The organism is Gilliamella sp. Nev3-1 (assembly GCF_001690435.1).
Taxonomy (GTDB): domain Bacteria; phylum Pseudomonadota; class Gammaproteobacteria; order Enterobacterales; family Orbaceae; genus Gilliamella; species Gilliamella apicola_C.
Window position 1 is genome coordinate 13,056 of record NZ_LZHN01000020.1, and the last position, 18,469, is coordinate 31,524.

An 18,469-nucleotide genomic window follows, 5' to 3' on the forward strand; every position below is an offset into this window, starting at 1 on the left:
CTTTACCCAAACCAACGATAAATTACCGTTGGTTGTTGTTCACATTATTAACTGTTTGCTGGAATAACATTTTCAAACAGATAGCCTGCATCTTTAGCCACAACGAGCTCTTTGACCGATTCACCGACCCGAACACGTTGACCACCACGTAAACCAATATCAGGGTCTGCGATTGAACCAGATACACGATCTTTAAATTGGGCGGTAAAGCCAAATGTAACGCCGCCTTTAGTGCTAGCTAATTTATTGCGAACGGTGAAGCTAGCTTTATTGCCCCACGCACGTAATAGGGTTGGTGATTTACCCGGTTTAGCACTATTTAGGAATGCATCACCAATATAAATCGCTTCTAACTCTAATAAGTCAGCTAAAAAACCTAGTGGAACCAGTCCGTTTTCGCCTGCATTACCGTGGTATGCGGCAACAATTTTGGGATGACGACGTAATATTGTGGCAACTCGACGACCTAGTGTGCCGATATTAGGACGCATAATCATTGAATCAAAAGCGTCTGTAATTAAACCAATCGGATCACTTTTATCATCGTTCCACTGTTGCGCTGCTGTTAACGTTTTGGTGTTGGTGTAGTTACTTGCATTAAACAGTACATTAGCGGCTCGAACTTCACGATCTAACAAAATTAAATCTGTTGTCGCTTCAACAGCATGGCCTAGTGGGTTGTGTCCAGTAATTGCCGTATCAATATCATCTTGCGGTACGGGGCTATCAAGTCCATAATCAGTTACTGAACTTTCTTGCTCGACGGCACCAAATTCAACTTGATTGGGTTGTGCTGTCCGCCCAACTTTAGTATCTGGGAGCGTAAATCGCTCTGAAAAATCGTACTCTAACCATTTAAAAGACGTGCTAGAAACGGGTACACGTGGTAATACTTCATCAGCTATTAACTTGTTATTTCGGTATGCAATCGCTATTGCAGTTAGCTGTGGTTCAACGGGAAAAGGACGCTGCATATAAAACTCCTATTTATAAAATTGTTTATCAAATGTCATGGACCATTAGTTAAATAAAAATTAAGCTTGTTTACTTGGCGCAATCCAAATAGCGCCTAATTCATCGGCGTTACCCGCAACTTCGGCATAGCCAATAATAAAATCACCTGACATCGCTTTTTTAGCTCGGCCATCCGCATTTGCAGTGATTGGGTCACCAATCGCAATGGTTTCGCTATAAAAAACTTGTGCCAATCCGCTGCGTACAACGTCAAACACTTCACCATCACCACCACCAACAATTGTTGATACACCGATTAATAATGCAGTACCGTCAATTGCAGTTTTTGCTAGCCCATCTTCATTACCATGACACACAATTACACGAGGCTTGATTTCACCTTCTGCTGTTTTTGCAACTGTTAAACCTGGAATATTCATATTGAGAAACCTCTAAATTAAAATTCAAAATAAGACTGAAATTAATCAGTCCATGTAATATTGTTTGCTTTTGCTGTTTACTGTTTTTTAGCTTTCGTTACATGCTCAACAGCTTGGGAAATAGAAACTGTGATACCTTTGTCTGCTTGCTCTTGTTGATATTTTTTTGCTAAATCAGCAATAACTTTAGGATCTTGTTTATCATCTCTTTCTTTAGAGTCTTTAGTATCGTTATCCGCCCCCGACTTTTCAGCAAAATCCATAAATGCGGGACGCTCTGAAAGTACTTTTTTGATTAAATCAACAGGGGCACGGTTAACAGTTGCATCACCTTCAGCAAATGAGATCGGCTCACTACCTAGCGACATAAATACTTCAACAACTGTAGTTTTATGCGCAGGTAATAATTTGCCAGATTTAACTAATTCATCAGCAAAGGCGGCAAATTCTGCCCGTTTGTTAGTTTGTTCTTTTTCTAGCAATGCTTTTTCACGTGTTGCAAGTTCGGCATTTTTTGCATCAATTGCCGCTTGCTGTTCTGCAAAGCTAGCATCTAAAGGTTGTGGCATTTTTTCTTTCTCCTTTTGTTTTCGGTCGGATATTGCACGCAATGATTCAAGGCGCCACTGCGGTAAAAATAGGTCAGCACTGGCAATGCCGGCTTTTTCAATCAGTAGGTCACGTAAATTGGCTAAAATTGAAATCAAATTTTCATCAAATTCTTCATCAGCCATAGAGAACTCTGCGGCACCTTGCTCACCGTCAGACTCCGCAAAACTGGCATCAGGCAAGCCTTTAATAGCAGGTGCTGCTGCACCTAAAAAACCGATGTGACGAGCATAATAATGACCAGGCTTAGGGTTGCCTGGTGAATCGGGTAAGTAAATTGAAAGTGAACGTTTTTTATAACTTCCCGCATTATAGGCTTCAGCAAATTCTGGATTAATCTGATCTAACTTGGCATAAACCAAACCATCTTTTACTTCGAATGATTTTGCCCATGCGTAAGCCGGAGCTGTTAGTTTTGGATGACCGATTACAGCAGGCGCTTCAGATAAACTTGGATCGTAGCTTTCTGCTAAATCAATACAGTTCTCTAAAGTAAAAGTGATTTTTCGACCATCTACCGCAGTGTGCGTACCAGGTTTAAAAACGGGGATAAGTGCCATAAAAAATGCTCCAATAAATTGATATAGAGCATCATGATCTATTTTGAGAAAAGGGTAATCTGAACGCGGGCAGATAAATTTTTAATGATTTGGAAAGAGGAACGGCAAAATAATAGAAGAAATATACACTAAAAACTTATTATAAAGCATTTACAACACGATTAAAGCGATTCGTAAATAAACTGATTAGCCTTTTTTAATAAAGTGGCTTAAAACGCGTTATATTGCGTTTTAAGCAAAACCCAAGTGCTCACGCACAATATCAACCAATAGTAATTTATCTTGGGCATTAATACCAAGCCATGGTCTGGCTGGAATTACTACTTGTTTGGCTAGACGTCCGCCAACATTTAATGCATTGCCCTTAACTGGTTTAATTATACCGCCGAACTGATGGATAGCGCCATAGATTAAGTTCGTACCAAACAACAAGGTATTACCTTCAATCTGCCAATGCAACGTACTTCTTAGATTACCATCTAGCGTTAAAATTTTATCTTTTTGTTTGGGTTTTGAGTCTTTATACCAAGGAGATAGTTCTTTCCACGGTACACCATCGGGCGATTCTTGAGCCGTAAATCTGGCTTCATGAATATCAAGTAATACTTCGCCCATATGACTAAATAAACTTTGAGTATCATCTATGGCTGCTTCAATATAAAGCATGGCATCAAGCGCATCTTGTATATTAAACTCAATATTTACGCCAGTCATTTTTTCACCTATAATTAACTTATCGTATGTACGGGCAGCTTCCGCCAAAGCCTCGAATCCCACGTGCAGCGACCCAATCGTGGCGGTGATTGGGTTTTATTTTATTATCGTTTAAAAACTCGAACACCGACCCGAAGCTGTTCTAAATATTCAGGGTTATCAGGCGCAAATGTTGTCACACCTAACCAACCATCATCACCCACTTCAAATACCGCTAGCATGGGCTTAACTTCGCCATCAATCATAAAACGTGAGATATAGCGACGGCGAACCACCGATTTTTGTAGATGATCAAAGTATTCCATTCTTGTCCAAATTTCATCGGGCAGTTTTAACGAATCCGCAAGTAACAATAAAAATTGCTCACGATCACGTTTTGTAACTTTCAATTCACCAGTTTTGCTAACAGTGAAAAGCTGTTTACCGATTACTAATGCATCACCGGCTACATCTTTAAAAATAGCTGGATTGGTTAATGTTGCACCAAATTCATTTAAGAAAATATTGGCATAATCTTCTTCAGTTAAGCCTTTTTCTAACAGTCTAGTTTTGCTTACTTCACGGATTGCTGGCCATTCATCAGTTGCTTTGCTTGACGGAACGCCACGCTTAAGAGTGGGATCAGCATCTAATGGATTGGGTACAAAATTATCTAGCCTCGATTGTCCTGGTATATGTTCAAAACTTGGATCAATGCCCTCAGGCAATCTTACAATACGTGGATTACCGCTATTTTCACCAATTACTCTATCAACCCAATTTATTGTTGGTGCTTTGTCAGGTTGATTTTTTCCCATTCTTTTTAGATCACCTTTAGTCCGCCCACGAACGCGGCACTGACAACCATAGCCATTGGGTGGAAAGTGAGTATTCCACCAAGGATCATTAAAATCTAATACCAGATGATCCCAACTTTGATGAAGCTCTCTGGGATGTTCAACATAATCACTATGCAAATATTCCATGTATGGAAACTTAGCATCACGTAATTGTTGATAGCGTCCAGCTTGATAAGAACTGTTTAAATTTGTTTCATAGATGATACGAGTACGCCAGTTAAAACCGCCGTTATAACTCCAACCATGACGTTCAACTATCTCAGCAAAGTCTTTACGGAACTCATCCAGTGTTGTGCCTTGGCTAATTGCTTTATCAATTGCTGCACGAAAATCATTTAGTAATGCATTACGATTAGCACCCGCCACAACAAAAGCATAATCATGCTCATTATTGTAGATATCTACATAGCTGTTTGTGGGCACATTTGCTTTACGCCGGAAAAACTCAATTTGCTCTTTAAATGGCAACGAGCCATATGCCACATTAACCATTTTTGCTATCCTCAATTAGTTCTGTGCGACCTGCTAAATTAGCTGCTGTTAATGCTTCAGCCATGACCTTTGCATATTCATCTAATTGCATATCGGGAATTAGCTCAAATAACTTATCACGTAATTCTTCTAATGATTGTACGCTATCAACCAGTTCTTTAATTTGATTAATCCACTTATCAGTAACGGGTTGCATTTCAGCGTTTAAACGTTGTGATTGCAGTACTGGCGCAAAATCATTTTGCTTTTGTGCTTCAGCAAATTCAGCCGTTTTTACTGTTTTAATCGCTTCATCAACTTGTTCTGGTTGTCGTTTTTCTTCCCACTCCCCACCATATGTATCTTGAACATAAGCCAATGTTGGACGGAAGCCAGTTGATTCAATAATATTTTTATCACGCTCTGACATTGATTTTAGATCATCCGGTTCATCAAAAATGCGGGAAACCTGCGGAACAGCAGCCCCAGGAAAATTCATCTGTGTAAACCATGTGCCAGGACCTCGATTCCAACTTTCACACATTACATCAGAATCTGATTTAGCAATTGATGTTAGTACCGCTGCTTGCAATGACTCATCACCACCGATTGAGCTTGATGCACCCCCTGATGATGTAATTTGGCCAACTGTCACACGGCGAATTGCTTCGTTCATTGAGTCATAAAAGGCCTTGTAATCACCCGCACCTGATCGTGCTATTTGTAATAAATCTAACGTCATACTCTCAGGAATAATAATGCCCGAATCGGTTTGAATAGCACGAGTTAACGACAATAGATCACGTTTTTGTTCTTGTGTTGCACCTGTGCCGTATTTGCCTACCGCCGTTGGCATGCCAAATTTTTCTAGAAAAATCAGCCAAAACTTAATATCATTGCGTTTAAAAAAGCTTGGCCAGTAAAGCCAATGAGCAAGTCCATGTCCATAAGGTTCATCATCATGATCTGCACCTGTTGCATAATGCCAAAAATATGGTGCATCACAAGCTATGCCCTCATGCATATTATTTTGTGTTAGTAAACGCAATTCACCGGTTGGAGTAAAGCGAAAACGACGGCGATCGCGAACTTTAATATCGTCGATCCAGTATAAATTACCCTTGATACCATAGATAAGTTCAGCAACTGCATAACCATAAAACACTCCATAATGCATAAGTTTTGTAACACGATCAAACCCAATCGATTTCAGTAACTCATTCATAGCTTCAGCAGCTTCTATATCAATGGGGTTATCGCCTCCCGGTTCAACTTTCCATTCGCGTGAAATCACCGCATCTTGGCGTTGAGTAAATGCCGATTTCACTTCATCATCATTTAAAACTTCTTTGTAAATATCTAAACGACCACCACCCCGATTACGAAGAACACTATCATCTGGCTGCGCTAGCGAACCAACATATAATTTAGTAATATCATTATTTTCACCTGTGCCTGCCAGCTCTCGTCCTGTTTCAACATGTGGCTTTTTGCCTTTAAACCATAACATTAAATAAATCCTCCAAAATCGTTTTCTGAGCTACTCGAATATTGATTCAATGAACGGTAAGAATCACGAACGCCTAGTGATTGGTATTCAATTTCACATACGCCTTGACTTGCAGCATTAATGGCAAGAAAAGCAGCCCACGTTCTATCGGCATGGCCATTACTATCTGAATCAGCAACAAAGCGTGGTTGTCCCGTTGAACCAGTGACTTTTTTTAACTTATGCAAGTCAGCACGAAGGGCATTATTGCCCGATGGAATACGAATTTTTCTATCTTGAAAAACTTGTTTACCTTGTGTTGCTAATGTTAATTTATTTGAAGCCGTAAATAGCACACCTTCAACAACCATTTCACCATAGCGCCGTTTAGCATCTTCCACCGGTTTTTCCCCCATACCTGTTTGGTCCATACAGATACGTATAACACGATAACGACGAAAAACCTCATCAAGTAAATAATCCTGCTCAGCAAATGAAATACGCTTGCGTTCAATAATTTCACGAGTCCAAAGCACATCACCTATTTGCTCAATAACCCAAATAACAAATAAGTCATTACGTGCAGCAATATCAACGCCAACAAAACAAGGATTGCCCGTATAATGTTCAGGAACACCTGCTTTTTCATTTTCAACGCTAGTAATTAAATCAAAATCCAGCCAACTACTCGCTTCATCTAACCACTTAAGCTCGAACTCTTGCGCCCATAAATCGTCGTCACCGGCACCTCGTCGCAACTCTTCAATATTACGCGGTAAACCATCTTCCACACATTGATAAATATCAGCAGTATGACGTGACCAACCATCATCTTTGCTTGTCATCAGCTCATAAAACTTATTGCCTTTGCCATTGGGGGTACTAATGACTCGCAATTTTAATCCAGGTTTTGAAATAACAGGGAACAATGCTTTCCAAATCGCACGGCTATCTTGGTGAAAGGCAAATTCATCCAGTAAAACACTAGCACTAAAACCACGAGCGGTGTCTGGATTGGCAGGTAAAGCAGTAATTTTACTGCCACCTGGTAATTCAACTTCTAACGCTCGAATATTGGCATCCCAATCATAATCGAGTTCTTTAAAACCTGCGGACATTGCACGCAAATGAACTTTAACCCCCTCATTCATGGCTTCACGTGCTTGACGTTCACCACGTGATAAAATAACCCAACGCGCACGTTTCCCCTGAGCTTCAGCTCGCAAACAATCGAGAACAATTTGCAAAGTACTGGTAAAGGTTTTACCGCATTGACGAGAGAACATCGCAATAGCAAAACGGCTAGTGTCGTTTACCCACTGTTTTTGATAGTCATAGAGTTTTAAGGCTGGTTCATTTTTTACTGTCATAAGTCATACGCCGCTTTAATTACTTTAGCTAACATTTCAGCTGGTACTTCGCCTGTTTTTTCTAGCTCATCCAGTTTTTCTTTTTGCTCACGCAATAACTTTTCACGTGCGGCTTTTTCGATTTCTTGCCGCTCTTTAAAACTTAATTGCCTTGCTTGCATGGCCTCTTTAGCCGCTTTTGCTAAAAAACTAATTTCCTTGATAGTGATATCTTCTGATTCATGTGCTTTAAATGCGGCACGTGTTGCTAACGTTGTGACCGCTTGTGCAAGTAGTGCTCCTGATTTGTCATCAACACTATCACCCAATTCATCAACCAAAATACGTGATGCTGTTTCAATTTCACGTAAGCTATTGGTCATTTCATTAAAACCTTTTTGATAGCGGTGAAGACTGGAACGACTTGGCGTATCAGTACTTGGAAACGTTTGTTGCAGTTCGGCAATCATTTCATCCAGTGTAAGTTGATCTGCTCGTAGTAGTTTCTCAATATAACTACGTACCTCAGGCTCTAATTTGTGGATCGTTGATTTACGTCCCATATTAAGCTCCTGCGCCTGGTCGTTTGACGCCATGCACAATCGCTTTTCCTGTTGCAACATCAGCACCAAAATCGGTTAAACGAGCAACAATAACACTACCGATTGTTTCGATTTTGATTAAGTCTTGCTGCCCAAGCCAACTTAAATGGGTTTTAACTTGGTCTCGGCTAATAGCGTGACCATAGTGATCTAACGCACTATAGATAATGCTAGAATTACTGCTATAACTTGGCATTTCATATAAGATACGCAAAATAACCAAACGTTGATCTTCTTTTAAAAATTCAGCGTAGCTCATAATTCCTCACTTGTTCTTTAATAAAAATTGGTTAATGTTATCTAATTGACGTGATAATCCTGAAAGCCGATCAGATAACTGATTTAAAGTTGCTTCATTGCTACTTAATTTTTCAATCAATTTGGTTACTTGGTGCTGAGTTGGTAATGACTTAACTGTTTCTTCGACTTGTGTTACTCGAATACGTAAATCTAATAATTCTTTTTGGCTAGCCGATTGACGACCAATTAACCATGAGTACACTCCAACCACTGCCATTACAACCCACTGCAAAAACTGCCAATTAAAGGTAAGTTCGTTAAAATTCATCGTTTATTCCTTTTTTCTTCTATCGAAGCACATTCAATACATAAATCAGTCACTAATGCTTTTCGACGTTCTTCAGCTATAGGCTCTTCACAGATTCGACAATACAGACTTGATACTCCTGTCTTTGCTTGATGTTTTGCTAGTATTCGTTCCCGTGCTTCCATTTCAACAGTTGATGCTAAATCAGCGTTATCCATTATTTACCTCGTTGATATATTTTATTAGTTCAATAAATCGACCTGAGCACTGCCCATATTGGTCATAAAGCTGTTTTAAGGCTTGAGCTAAACCATCAGCGGTATTATTTCTTCGTTTTACGGGTAATTCGCATGGTACCGTCAGTTGTGCTGGTAAAGCCATGGGCTGTTGCTTGAGCTGCATTTGCACGGGCCGAGTCGATGAACTGCAAGACACTATCATCAAACACGCAATGACTGCGATCATTAGCCGTTTTATTAAGTGCATCTTGTAATGCTTGGGTTGATTGTTCATCATATAATTTCCTTTCTACTATCTGCTGTGACAATGAATAACTTGCATCATTAGCAGTTTTAGTTAGTTGCTTTGTACTCTCAATAAATTGGCTTAAAGTATTCATTGCTTGTTGTGCTTCTAAAGCAATATATTCTTGTTTAGCCATTGATTTGCCATGACTGATACCTAATTGGTAAAGTGAACCAAAACCAACAATCAAAAATATTCCCAACAAAAAATAACTTTTATTGTTCACAAAAAAGCTTTTGATTAATTTGCCTATATTTCTAATCATCACAAACTCCTAAACCCCAATTTTCATTTATATAAACAGGTTGCCAACGGTAGATAATACGAATTGGATAATCACGGTTTTCTTTAAAATTAATGCTTTTACGACCACCATTAATATTTTCAACTACCCCCCAATAATGCCCAGAATCTTGATATTCTCGTTTTGCTCGCTGACGATCACGATTCACCCAACCAAGCCCACCGTTATATGCTGAGAGAGTGAATCCCCACCTGTCACAATCGCTAGCAGTTTCATTTATACGTTGATATAACCAATAATCATATTGAACCAATGCCCGAAGAGACCATGACGGGTTATAAGGTTCATTGCTGCCCAGTGTTTTTGGGTACGCTCCCGCAATCCAATCCGCCGTTGCTGGCATAAACTGCGCCAAACCTTGAGCACCTACATGTGATTTTGCGTTTACTTTCCAACGAGATTCTTGATGAATTTGCGCAGCAAATAATGCAATGGGTGCATCAAGGCCAAATATGGCTCGTGCATTACGTGCCAGTTCCCGTTGATGTTGCTTAGCATCATTTGGTACACCTGCTATAGCAGGCGCTAAATGACAACTAAACAGCATAAACACAATAATTAAAGTTAAATAACGCATGGTTATAATCCAAGAGTTACACCAAGAATCACAGCGGAAACAATCAACGCCCGACGAATCAGAACAACCGCAAATAGGTTTCGATACTCATCAAGAACAGGGTATTCCGCACACATTTTGGAATCCATTGCCTCTGGTCGTTCATTGTTTTCTAAAGATTCAATATATTGCTGAGTATAAAAATTAGGACCAAACTCTTTCCAATCGTTATATAAATAACCTCCAGGAGATGCATAAGGGAAAAGTGCACGGTCTAGGTGGTAACCAATCACAGCAGAAAGCAAGACTAAAGCCAACTTATAAGCAACAACTGGTAATTGCTGAGGCGAGAGTAACGTAATAATTGCAAATAAAGTAATAGCAACTAAATACCATTTGAGAAGGCGTACTTGGGATAATTTTTTGATAGGGTGTTCCATAAAAACCTCATAATTAAATTAATGTATGAGGTTATTATGATCTTACTTACTTGAAATGTAATTTGAACGGGGGCAGATTAAATTCTGCTTTTCTATAAGAATAACTAAAAAAAGTCGTCACAATTAAGTGACGACTTTATTAAGTGTTAAGCGGCTGTTTTATTAGCGCATTCACACTGTGGTATACGAAAAGCTTTTGCCTTTTTAGGATAAATAGTCTTGCCATTTTTGACTATATATCTAGCAAATGTATACCCACAAGCATTACCACAGCGAGGACAAATAAAATCACTCATGCGATATCTCCTATCAAAAGGAGAACATTTAGAGCACAAATAAACTATTGCTTAATAGAAAATAATAAGTATAATCTATTCGCTTTTTCAAAAGTTCCATTAGACACCCAAATGTTCTTATGGTTGTTAACAAGTTAGTCATATCCGTAAAATATGTAACTAACACCCAAAATAAAAAGCACTTACCGTAAATAAGTGCTTTTTACACTTCGAAATCAAACGAATATTGACGTTCAATTCCAATTTCTAATAATATAGTTGAAGCAAATAAATCAGCTTGCCATTCAGCATCTTCTTTATAAGTTGGTTGATGTTGAGAATGGTGTAAAATAGCCTTATGTCCTAATAAAATATGCCCCATCTCATGGAAAATAGTAAATAAAGCTTCTCTTTTCCCTTTAGAGGCTGCCACATAAGTTTTATTTGGTATACTAATGGTAAAATCGTTAGGATCACAATGCCCCTCAGTGACACCTAACCAGTCTTTATCCGAAATTACTTGTAATGTTATTCCATATAAAGCTAAGTTTTCAAATACAGCATCAAAATTAATTTTCATTTCTTTTGAAAGCTTAAAGACCTTGCAAGAGTTAATTGCTTTTATTTTTATATCATCAACTTCCATTGGTTCAACTCGATTTCCACGCATTTGGTACTTTTCAATCATTTAATCAATCCTTTTTTTATTAATATCTTCAAATAATTTAGCTAATCGCTTTAGTTCCTCAGCATTAAATGGGGATCTAGCAAAACCTGCAATTAACATCTGTTGTTGCAAAGACAAACCACTAATATTGACATTTTCATTTGACACATCAGCTAATTCTTGCAAATTATTTATTTCGTGATTTTTGGATTTGAAAAAGTTAGATATTTTTTCAACCCAATTTTTAGGGATCTTTTTTAATCCTGTTTCTAGGCCACTAAGGTAAGCAGGTGTTGTTTCAAGCTCTTTAGACATAGTCAATAGCGTATAGCCAATGTCTATTCTTGCTTTTCTTACTACTTTGCCAAATTCTGTCAGTGCCATAATTTTGTTTCTCCTGTTATAGTATTTGATATACAAATACCGCCCTAATTTATCATGAAAAAAAGGCCAATTCAACCATTTTGGTAAATTAAAACTTATTTTTAGTTGAAAGAAATTAAAGGTTCTAATTTTAAAATTGTATATTTCTATAAAATATAAATAAATTATTAGGTTGTTTGATTTTTAGATTTAAATGATCTGTTCATAAGGAATTTTACTCTTCCCCACATTCCTTCTGTTTTTCAACATCTTTTAATTGCTCCAACCGCCTATTCGCACTTTTCAACGCTTCACCTTTTTCAATAACATTACCAACGCCAAAGTCACCTAAAAACGATAAAACAGAACGTCCATCAAATTGGCTTTCTTTTTCTACATGTTCTTTAAAGCCTTCTATTTTCGCTTGTTCTAACGCAATTTCACGGCATGTCATCGTGTCTTTTTCATATTGGGTTAATTCTCCCTGACGACCGTAATTTTTAGTCGCACAGCCAGTTAAAACTAAAGCTAAACATAAAATGAGTAAATTTAATTTATTCATACTTAATCCTATTTATTTATAGATTCAATTTTGTAATAGCCAACATTTACGCCTTCAGTAATATCCTTATTTTTATATTGCATGTCTTTATCTGTAAAAAATGCAAATATTCGTTCGTGAAAACCAGTATAGGCGCCAAAGCTATTTTTAGAATTAACGTAGTATAAAATAATATCTGCATTATCTCCGTTTATCTTTACCCTAACTGGTTTTTCGAATTTGTACTTAGCACTATCAAAATCTTTTAAATTAAGTTCTAAGTAATTAATAATTTGGTTTTCATAATCACTATGAGAATCACAGCTAGCCAACCAAAAAACACTAAACAAAATAAAAAATGAACAAAACAATTTATTTATTATTTTCATTTTTCGCCCCTCAATTTTCTTTTTTCAATTTCTAGCTCTAATTCATAAATAATTTGGTTATTTTCAGATAAAATCGGCTGTAAATATTTAGTTTTAATACACAAAACTCGAATTAAAATTGTAATCAAAATTAAAGCAGATATCATAATTAGAAAAAATGTATCTCCAGAAAAAACGCAGTTGTGATTTAGAAAACCGCCAGAAGCCATGAAATACCAGTTCATCGCGGCTATTGAGAAAATGGACAGGGAAATAATCAAAATTGCAACAGACGGTAAGTTAAAAAATTTCTTTCTGATTATTAGTTTATTTTCTTGTTTTATATAATCAATAGCTAGCAATAAGTGCTGTGAAGATAATTCACTAATATCTAATTTTTTGTTTATTAGCTCAATATAAATATTATAGATATTATTTGCCGCAACTTGTCCAACCGTATGATTAAAGTGTTGCTCCATAATCTCACCTTTTCCTTTTCACCCCAATATTATAAATATTTTCTGCAGAAACTTGACCATCTATATTTCCGTTAAAAATTTGTTTAGCGGATGTCTGCTGAGCTGTTCCTGCTGTTAAAGCTCCCAGTGCAGCAGCTTTAATAGCTAATGGTGCATTACGATATAATTCAATTAATTCTTTTTCTTCTCTGGATAAAATTAATCCGGATTGTCGTTCGCCTGTAAGAATGAATTGTACATTAACACCTGCAATAGCTAATGCTGCAAAAATTTCTCCTCCGGGTATTGCTATTCCCCTCTCATATTTCCCCCACATTTCACGAGAAATACCACAAATTAAAGCCATATCCACTTGTGTAAGTTTTAATCTTTTTCTTTCTTCTTTTAATCGGTTCACTGAATGAGAATTAAAGTTCATAAAATAACCTTGACAATGAGAATTAAAGTTCTCATAATATAATACATAAATTACACATATATTCGTAACAAAAGGAGCAAAAAAATGACTGCGAAAGTTCTTACTCCCGAACAAGTAAAGCAACAGTTCCGTCAAAAGGGACTGACATTTACAAAGTGGGCACATGATAACGGCTATCACCCAATTGACGTTTACCGAGTTACCAACGGTTTTACTAAAGCAAGTCGCGGCAAAATGCACGAAATCGCAGTAAAACTTGGCTTAAAACAAGCCTTATAACCCTGATTGTAACAGTTTTTCATATATAGAAAAAGGGTAAAAAACATGCATAGTTCACAAATTTCAACATCTGGCACTCGAATACTTAAGGTACTCAAAGCGCTAAAAGGCTATACATTAACAGGTTTATCCAACGGCGATATCGCAAAGATGATTAATGAATCACCGGTTAATGTTACTAGGGCGTTACAAACTCTTATTGAGGAAGGATTGGTAATTAAGCTAGATAATGGCTTATTTGCTCATAGTGTGCAAATGTTGCAAATAGCCCAAGCGCATGCAATCCATATCACTAAAATGCAAGACCAAATAACAGAAATCAATCAGCGTATTACGGCTGGTTCAAGAGGATAAATAAAATGGCAAGAACAGCAAATCCAACAAAAGAAGCAATTGAATTACCTGCAATTGATGAGCAAGGGATTAATGAAGTAATGAATACTATGACCACAATTCAAAGTGAATATAGTGAGGATCGTGACCTAGTTAACCAGCTTTTAGGTCAGGCTCAAATGGCTGATGCTTTTGAAAAATTTTCCCAAACCGTTTGGGCTTCTAAATTAAATTTTGTTAAAGAAAACAAGCTTTATCGTAATTTATCAGGGAAAAAAACTCCAAACGGTTTGGAGTTAAAAGGAACTTGGGAAGAATTTTGTTCATTGTTAGGAGTATCTGATGAAAAAGCTAATCAAGATATAGCAAACCTAAAATCATTCGGCGAGGAAGCCCTTGAGTCTATGTCTCGTATGGGCATCGGTTACCGTGAATTACGTCAATACCGAAAACTACCCGAAGACCAAAAAACGGCATTAATTGAAGTTGCTAAAGCAGGCGATAAAGAAGCATTAGTTGAGTTAGCAGAAGAATTTATTGCTAAAAATGCCAAGGAAAAAGAGCAGCTCAAAAAAGAAAATAGTAATTTGCAAGCTGACTACAAAGCATTAAGCAAGCGTAATGCGGATGTAGCGAAAGAAAAGGAAGAATTAGCAATAAAACTGGCTCAATTTGAAATGAAAACCGTGCCGTTGGATGAGCGTTTAGTTAATGTCGAAAAAATAGTTGGAGATTCTTTATCGGATGTTAAATCCAAATTAGAAAATTTCCGCCAATTGATTGAAAATTTAGAAAAACTCCAATTTGAGATATTTGAAAATGATCCAAGTTATGATCCTGAACAACCATATTCATTGCCGGATTCTTTTGCTGTAAGTGTTCAAATGATTCATGGAGGCATTGGAACAATAAAAAAACAAGCCATTGCAATTGAAAAAGAATTAGCCAATAAATTTACGACAGAGCTTGGTTTAAATCTTGATGAATTTGAATTCATTATGGCTCAACGCTAATTAAATTAGATGATATTTTAGGTGATTTAAATGGCTATAAAACAAGATATTCGTAACTATGTAAATGAATTAGCAACAAAGCTAGATAAAGCTCCACACGGGAAACGAGGAGAACTTATTAATAATGCTGTGGTTTTTTTAGGAATATCTCGTCAAACGCTTTATCGTTATTTAAAAGAGTTTAGCGGTTGGTCAAGTGAACGAGCAACACGGGAAGGAAAAGGGAAAACCAGTCTTTCTAGAGATTCGTTGATAGTTCTTAGTTCGGCTATCAAAGCATCTATTCGAGAAAATGGTAAGCAAACCATGTTTACGCCAACAATCAGAGGAATCCTTGAACAAAACGGACACAACATTAGCTTAAGTAACGCTCAAATAAATCGAGTGTTACGAAATGAGAAAATGAATGTCAAGGCTCAAAAAATGGCAAATCCTGTACAGTCATTACGCGCATTACATCCAAACCATGTCCATGAAATTGATCCGTCATTATGCTTGATTTATTACATGAAAAATAAACAACATATTATGCGTGACAGTGAATTTTACAAGAATAAATTGGCTAATTTTGACAAAGTCAAATTTAAGGTCTGGCGTTACACATTGTACGACCGTGCATCCGGCATGATTATACCATGGTACGTTGAAGCAGCAGGCGAAAACCAACACTCATTATTCCAATTTTTAATGTTTGCTTGGGGTAAGCAAAATGGACGCTTATTTCATGGTGTACCAAAACTATTGTATTGGGATAAAGGTTCAGCTAATACATCATCAGCAATCAAGAATTTGTTAGACCATTTAGAAGTTAAATATCTGGAACACGAAGCGGGTAATGCAAGAGCGAAAGGTGGTGTTGAAAATGCCAATAATATCATCGAAACACAATTTGAAAGCCGTTTAAAGTTTCAACCTGTTGGTAGTATTGATGAATTAAATCATGCAGCAATGAACTGGGCGGAAGCATACAACGCCAATCGTTTACCGGGGCAAGATACACGTTTGCGTCGTATTGGGTTATCAGAGCCAGTTTCACGCCAGGGGCTTTGGCAATACATTACAGCAGAGCAATTACGCTTATTACCACCCATTGATGTTTGTAAAGCACTGATGGCAAGCCGTGAGCAAGAGCGTCAAGTTCGCCCCGATTTAACCATTAGCTTTAAACATCCGCAAGCGGATAGTTCGCTTATTTATAGTTTAAAAGGCTTAGATGGTATTGCTGTTAAAGATAAAGTTAGTGTGCGGTCATTAGTTTATGGTGATTGTGCTATTCAAATTGAAGTACATCGTTATGACGGTGAAGCACTGATTTATCGTGTTGAACCTGACCGTAATTATGATCAGTTTGGACAACGTTTAGATGCACCGGTGATTGGCGAGGAATATAAATCGAAAGGTGATACTGAAATTGAACAAGCCGCTAAAGCAATGGATCAAGTTGCATATCCAGATATGAGCGAAGATGAAATCAAAAAAGCTAAACAAAAACAAGTTGCGCCGTTCGGTGGCAAGCTTAACACACTGGATTATTTAGATAATATTGAACATCCGGCTTATTTAGCAAGTGCTAAAAAAGGTAATGAAATTGAAACACCTGAGCATTTAAAGCCAGCTACAACAACATTAACGCTAACAGCCGCTTTAATGCGTATTACTAGCTCAATCGGCCGCAGATTAACAATAGATGAAAATAAATGGTTATCAGCAAGTTATAAAAACGGCGTTCCGGAAGACGCGCTAGAGTCATTAATTCATTCGTTTATCGCCCCAATTGCAGTTTGTGACGGTACAACAGGACTAAGGATTGTTAAATAATGCTGAAATTAAAAAGTGTGATGGCACAGTTCAATATTAAACAAGCGCAGTTGGCTCGAATGATTGAGTATAAAGGTAACTCAATCAGTCAAGCCGTTATTAATCAGCTTGTTAATCACAACATTTGGCCACGTTCAATAGTTCGTAATGAACTAGAACAAAAAATTGAAAAAGCGTTAATTAAACTAGGTTTAAATAACGATTATTTACTGAATATTTTTGAAGAAGAAACTGGCACAGCCGGAATCTTGGCGGACGACGCTGTGCCAGTTGACTCAAATGAAAACTTAACAAAGGAGTCAGCCTATATGTTACTACGAAAACAAACTATAAATCGAGATGCACGGGCACATTTTCGCATTCCTCGTGATCCGTTCACTGACGAAATGACACAGGATGCCGATGTTTATCTATCTGATGATATTCGTTATGTACGTGCTGCAATGCGCCAAACAGCAAAACACGGCGGAATGTTAGCAGTAATTGGTGAATCAGGTAGCGGTAAATCAACACTACGGCACGATTTAATTGATTGGATCAATATTAATCATGAACCAATAACGGTTGTTGAGCCGTATGTGCTTGGTTTAGAAGACAATGAAGTAAAAGGTAAATCACTAAAAAGCATGGATATTAGTGGCGCAATCATCAATGCGATTGATCCACAAGTCAAGCCAAAACGCAGTGCTGAAGCACGGGCAAGGCAAATGCATACTTTACTTAAAAATAGTGCATTATCTGGTCGTAAACATTTGTTAATTATTGAAGAAGCACATGGATTACCAATCCCGACATTAAAGCACTTAAAGCGATTTTATGAGTTACAAGAAGGCTTTAAAAAACTACTATCAATTATTTTAATTGGTCAAACAGAGTTACAAACAAAACTATCAGAGTATAACCCCGAAGTTCGTGAAGTTGTGCAACGTTGCGAGGTGGTAAACCTAAAACCATTAGATTTTAAAGTTGAAGAATATATCAAACATAAGTTTTCACGTGTTGATATGGACTATACAACGTTATTTGATTCATCGGCATTTACTGAAATTATCAATCGATTACGTGTTGCAACAACTCGCCGTGGTGAAAAGCAAGTGCGGTCATTATGTTACCCGCTAGCGGTTAACAATTTGGTATCAAATGCATTAAACCTAGCAGCACGCATTGGTGCACCCAAAGTTACTGGTGAAGTAATTGCTGAATGTATTAAAGAACGGGGAGATCTATGATGAAAACTAATCAGTTAATTAATAATGGGATAAATGCGGTTAATCAAGCTGTAAATATATTATCTAACGAAGATCTAACGGCCATTGGTTTTTATCATGATTCACTGTCAAAACCGACAATTGAAATTGAGCATCATCCCAAGTGCAATAAGTATATAGAAGCTGGTCGAGCAACATATTACCGTTACGAAGGTTATTATCGATTTGGGCAATTTGAATTAAATGGTTGCCGAATTGTGTGGAAAGAGCGCGATATTAGTCGTTTGCATTAATTAGGAGCGATAAAA

28 protein-coding genes are annotated in these 18,469 nt (G+C 37.4%); 6 read left to right on the top strand and 22 right to left on the bottom strand.

From position 1 onward, the window contains the following. Positions 1-47: 47 nt before the first annotated feature. The 22 genes from A9G40_RS04120 to A9G40_RS04215 form a co-directional block, all read right to left on the bottom strand. Positions 48-974 (bottom strand): phage capsid protein, encoded by a 927-nt coding sequence (locus A9G40_RS04120; RefSeq protein WP_065582027.1) that lies wholly within the window; start codon positions 972-974, stop codon positions 48-50. Positions 975-1,034: 60 nt separating this feature from the next. Continuing rightward, positions 1,035-1,394 (bottom strand): hypothetical protein, encoded by a 360-nt coding sequence (locus A9G40_RS04125; protein WP_065582028.1) that lies wholly within the window; start codon positions 1,392-1,394, stop codon positions 1,035-1,037. Positions 1,395-1,471: 77 nt separating this feature from the next. Beyond that, positions 1,472-2,563, bottom strand: a complete 1,092-nt coding sequence (locus A9G40_RS04130) for a hypothetical protein (RefSeq protein WP_065582029.1) — start codon at positions 2,561-2,563, stop codon at positions 1,472-1,474. Positions 2,564-2,794: 231 nt separating this feature from the next. Then, positions 2,795-3,277 (bottom strand): phage virion morphogenesis protein, encoded by a 483-nt coding sequence (locus tag A9G40_RS04135; RefSeq protein WP_065582067.1) that lies wholly within the window; start codon positions 3,275-3,277, stop codon positions 2,795-2,797. Between the two features lie 104 nt (positions 3,278-3,381). Continuing rightward, a complete protein-coding gene (locus tag A9G40_RS04140) occupies positions 3,382-4,608 on the bottom strand; it encodes a PBECR2 nuclease fold domain-containing protein (protein WP_065582030.1) in 1,227 nt (408 codons plus the stop codon). Beyond that, positions 4,601-6,097, bottom strand: a complete 1,497-nt coding sequence (locus A9G40_RS04145; protein ID WP_141675186.1) for a DUF935 domain-containing protein — start codon at positions 6,095-6,097, stop codon at positions 4,601-4,603. The genes A9G40_RS04140 and A9G40_RS04145 overlap by 8 nt, the downstream gene beginning before the upstream one ends. Continuing rightward, complete coding sequence (locus tag A9G40_RS04150) at positions 6,097-7,446, bottom strand: terminase large subunit domain-containing protein (RefSeq protein WP_081302143.1); 1,350 nt, start codon at positions 7,444-7,446, stop codon at positions 6,097-6,099. Before A9G40_RS04150 ends, A9G40_RS04145 begins: the two co-directional genes overlap by 1 nt. Then, positions 7,443-8,021 carry a phage protein Gp27 family protein gene (locus tag A9G40_RS04155; protein ID WP_218057937.1) on the bottom strand — a complete coding sequence of 193 codons (579 nt, stop codon included), beginning with the start codon at positions 8,019-8,021 and terminating at the stop codon, positions 7,443-7,445. The genes A9G40_RS04150 and A9G40_RS04155 overlap by 4 nt, the downstream gene beginning before the upstream one ends. Beyond that, complete coding sequence (locus tag A9G40_RS04160) at positions 7,990-8,286, bottom strand: VpaChn25_0724 family phage protein (RefSeq protein ID WP_065582033.1); 297 nt, start codon at positions 8,284-8,286, stop codon at positions 7,990-7,992. Before A9G40_RS04160 ends, A9G40_RS04155 begins: the two co-directional genes overlap by 32 nt. A gap of 6 nt (positions 8,287-8,292) precedes the next feature. After that, complete coding sequence (locus tag A9G40_RS04165) at positions 8,293-8,595, bottom strand: DUF2730 family protein (RefSeq protein WP_065564393.1); 303 nt, start codon at positions 8,593-8,595, stop codon at positions 8,293-8,295. Next, positions 8,592-8,792, bottom strand: coding sequence for a TraR/DksA C4-type zinc finger protein (locus A9G40_RS04170; RefSeq protein ID WP_065582034.1), 201 nt, complete (start codon positions 8,790-8,792; stop codon positions 8,592-8,594). Before A9G40_RS04170 ends, A9G40_RS04165 begins: the two co-directional genes overlap by 4 nt. Then, positions 8,785-8,976: a hypothetical protein gene (locus tag A9G40_RS15735; protein WP_442902707.1), complete on the bottom strand. Its 192-nt coding sequence runs from the start codon at positions 8,974-8,976 to the stop codon at positions 8,785-8,787. Before A9G40_RS15735 ends, A9G40_RS04170 begins: the two co-directional genes overlap by 8 nt. Further along, on the bottom strand, positions 8,897-9,364 hold the full coding sequence (locus A9G40_RS04175; RefSeq protein WP_065582035.1) for a hypothetical protein: 468 nt from the start codon (positions 9,362-9,364) through the stop codon (positions 8,897-8,899). Before A9G40_RS04175 ends, A9G40_RS15735 begins: the two co-directional genes overlap by 80 nt. Further along, entirely contained in the window at positions 9,357-9,980 is a 624-nt protein-coding gene (locus A9G40_RS04180; protein ID WP_081302144.1) for a transglycosylase SLT domain-containing protein, read from the bottom strand. The genes A9G40_RS04175 and A9G40_RS04180 overlap by 8 nt, the downstream gene beginning before the upstream one ends. Before the next feature lie 2 nt (positions 9,981-9,982). Further along, positions 9,983-10,399: a putative holin gene (locus A9G40_RS04185; RefSeq protein ID WP_065582036.1), complete on the bottom strand. Its 417-nt coding sequence runs from the start codon at positions 10,397-10,399 to the stop codon at positions 9,983-9,985. A gap of 146 nt (positions 10,400-10,545) precedes the next feature. Then, entirely contained in the window at positions 10,546-10,695 is a 150-nt protein-coding gene (locus A9G40_RS14900) for a hypothetical protein (RefSeq protein WP_174798514.1), read from the bottom strand. A gap of 202 nt (positions 10,696-10,897) precedes the next feature. Next, a complete protein-coding gene (locus tag A9G40_RS04190) occupies positions 10,898-11,362 on the bottom strand; it encodes an ImmA/IrrE family metallo-endopeptidase (RefSeq protein WP_065582037.1) in 465 nt (154 codons plus the stop codon). Next, the gene (locus A9G40_RS04195; protein ID WP_065582038.1) at positions 11,363-11,725 is read right to left on the bottom strand and encodes a helix-turn-helix domain-containing protein; all 363 of its coding nucleotides are present in this window, start codon (positions 11,723-11,725) and stop codon (positions 11,363-11,365) included. It abuts the gene before it with no gap. Positions 11,726-11,939: 214 nt separating this feature from the next. Next, a complete protein-coding gene (locus A9G40_RS04200) occupies positions 11,940-12,266 on the bottom strand; it encodes a hypothetical protein (protein ID WP_065582039.1) in 327 nt (108 codons plus the stop codon). 8 nt (positions 12,267-12,274) lie between these two features. Continuing rightward, a complete protein-coding gene (locus tag A9G40_RS04205) occupies positions 12,275-12,634 on the bottom strand; it encodes a hypothetical protein (protein WP_065582040.1) in 360 nt (119 codons plus the stop codon). Then, a complete protein-coding gene (locus tag A9G40_RS04210) occupies positions 12,631-13,092 on the bottom strand; it encodes a hypothetical protein (protein ID WP_065582041.1) in 462 nt (153 codons plus the stop codon). Before A9G40_RS04210 ends, A9G40_RS04205 begins: the two co-directional genes overlap by 4 nt. A gap of 4 nt (positions 13,093-13,096) precedes the next feature. Next, positions 13,097-13,510 carry a helix-turn-helix domain-containing protein gene (locus A9G40_RS04215; RefSeq protein WP_065582042.1) on the bottom strand — a complete coding sequence of 138 codons (414 nt, stop codon included), beginning with the start codon at positions 13,508-13,510 and terminating at the stop codon, positions 13,097-13,099. 84 nt (positions 13,511-13,594) lie between these two features. Between A9G40_RS04215 and A9G40_RS04220 the strand changes: the two genes are divergently transcribed. The 6 genes from A9G40_RS04220 (at position 13,595) to A9G40_RS04245 (ending at position 18,454) form a co-directional block, all read left to right on the top strand. Further along, a complete protein-coding gene (locus tag A9G40_RS04220) occupies positions 13,595-13,789 on the top strand; it encodes a DNA-binding protein (RefSeq protein ID WP_065582043.1) in 195 nt (64 codons plus the stop codon). 45 nt (positions 13,790-13,834) lie between these two features. Further along, positions 13,835-14,143, top strand: coding sequence for a helix-turn-helix domain-containing protein (locus A9G40_RS04225; RefSeq protein ID WP_065582044.1), 309 nt, complete (start codon positions 13,835-13,837; stop codon positions 14,141-14,143). Positions 14,144-14,232: 89 nt separating this feature from the next. Next, the gene (locus A9G40_RS04230) at positions 14,233-15,135 is read left to right on the top strand and encodes a hypothetical protein (RefSeq protein ID WP_442902708.1); all 903 of its coding nucleotides are present in this window, start codon (positions 14,233-14,235) and stop codon (positions 15,133-15,135) included. A 30-nt stretch (positions 15,136-15,165) separates the two neighbouring features. Further along, complete coding sequence (locus tag A9G40_RS04235) at positions 15,166-16,953, top strand: DDE-type integrase/transposase/recombinase (protein WP_065582046.1); 1,788 nt, start codon at positions 15,166-15,168, stop codon at positions 16,951-16,953. Next, positions 16,953-18,182: an ExeA family protein gene (locus A9G40_RS04240; RefSeq protein ID WP_065582047.1), complete on the top strand. Its 1,230-nt coding sequence runs from the start codon at positions 16,953-16,955 to the stop codon at positions 18,180-18,182. Before A9G40_RS04235 ends, A9G40_RS04240 begins: the two co-directional genes overlap by 1 nt. Continuing rightward, on the top strand, positions 18,179-18,454 hold the full coding sequence (locus A9G40_RS04245) for a hypothetical protein (protein WP_065582048.1): 276 nt from the start codon (positions 18,179-18,181) through the stop codon (positions 18,452-18,454). Before A9G40_RS04240 ends, A9G40_RS04245 begins: the two co-directional genes overlap by 4 nt. The last annotated feature ends 15 nt before the right edge of the window (positions 18,455-18,469 follow it).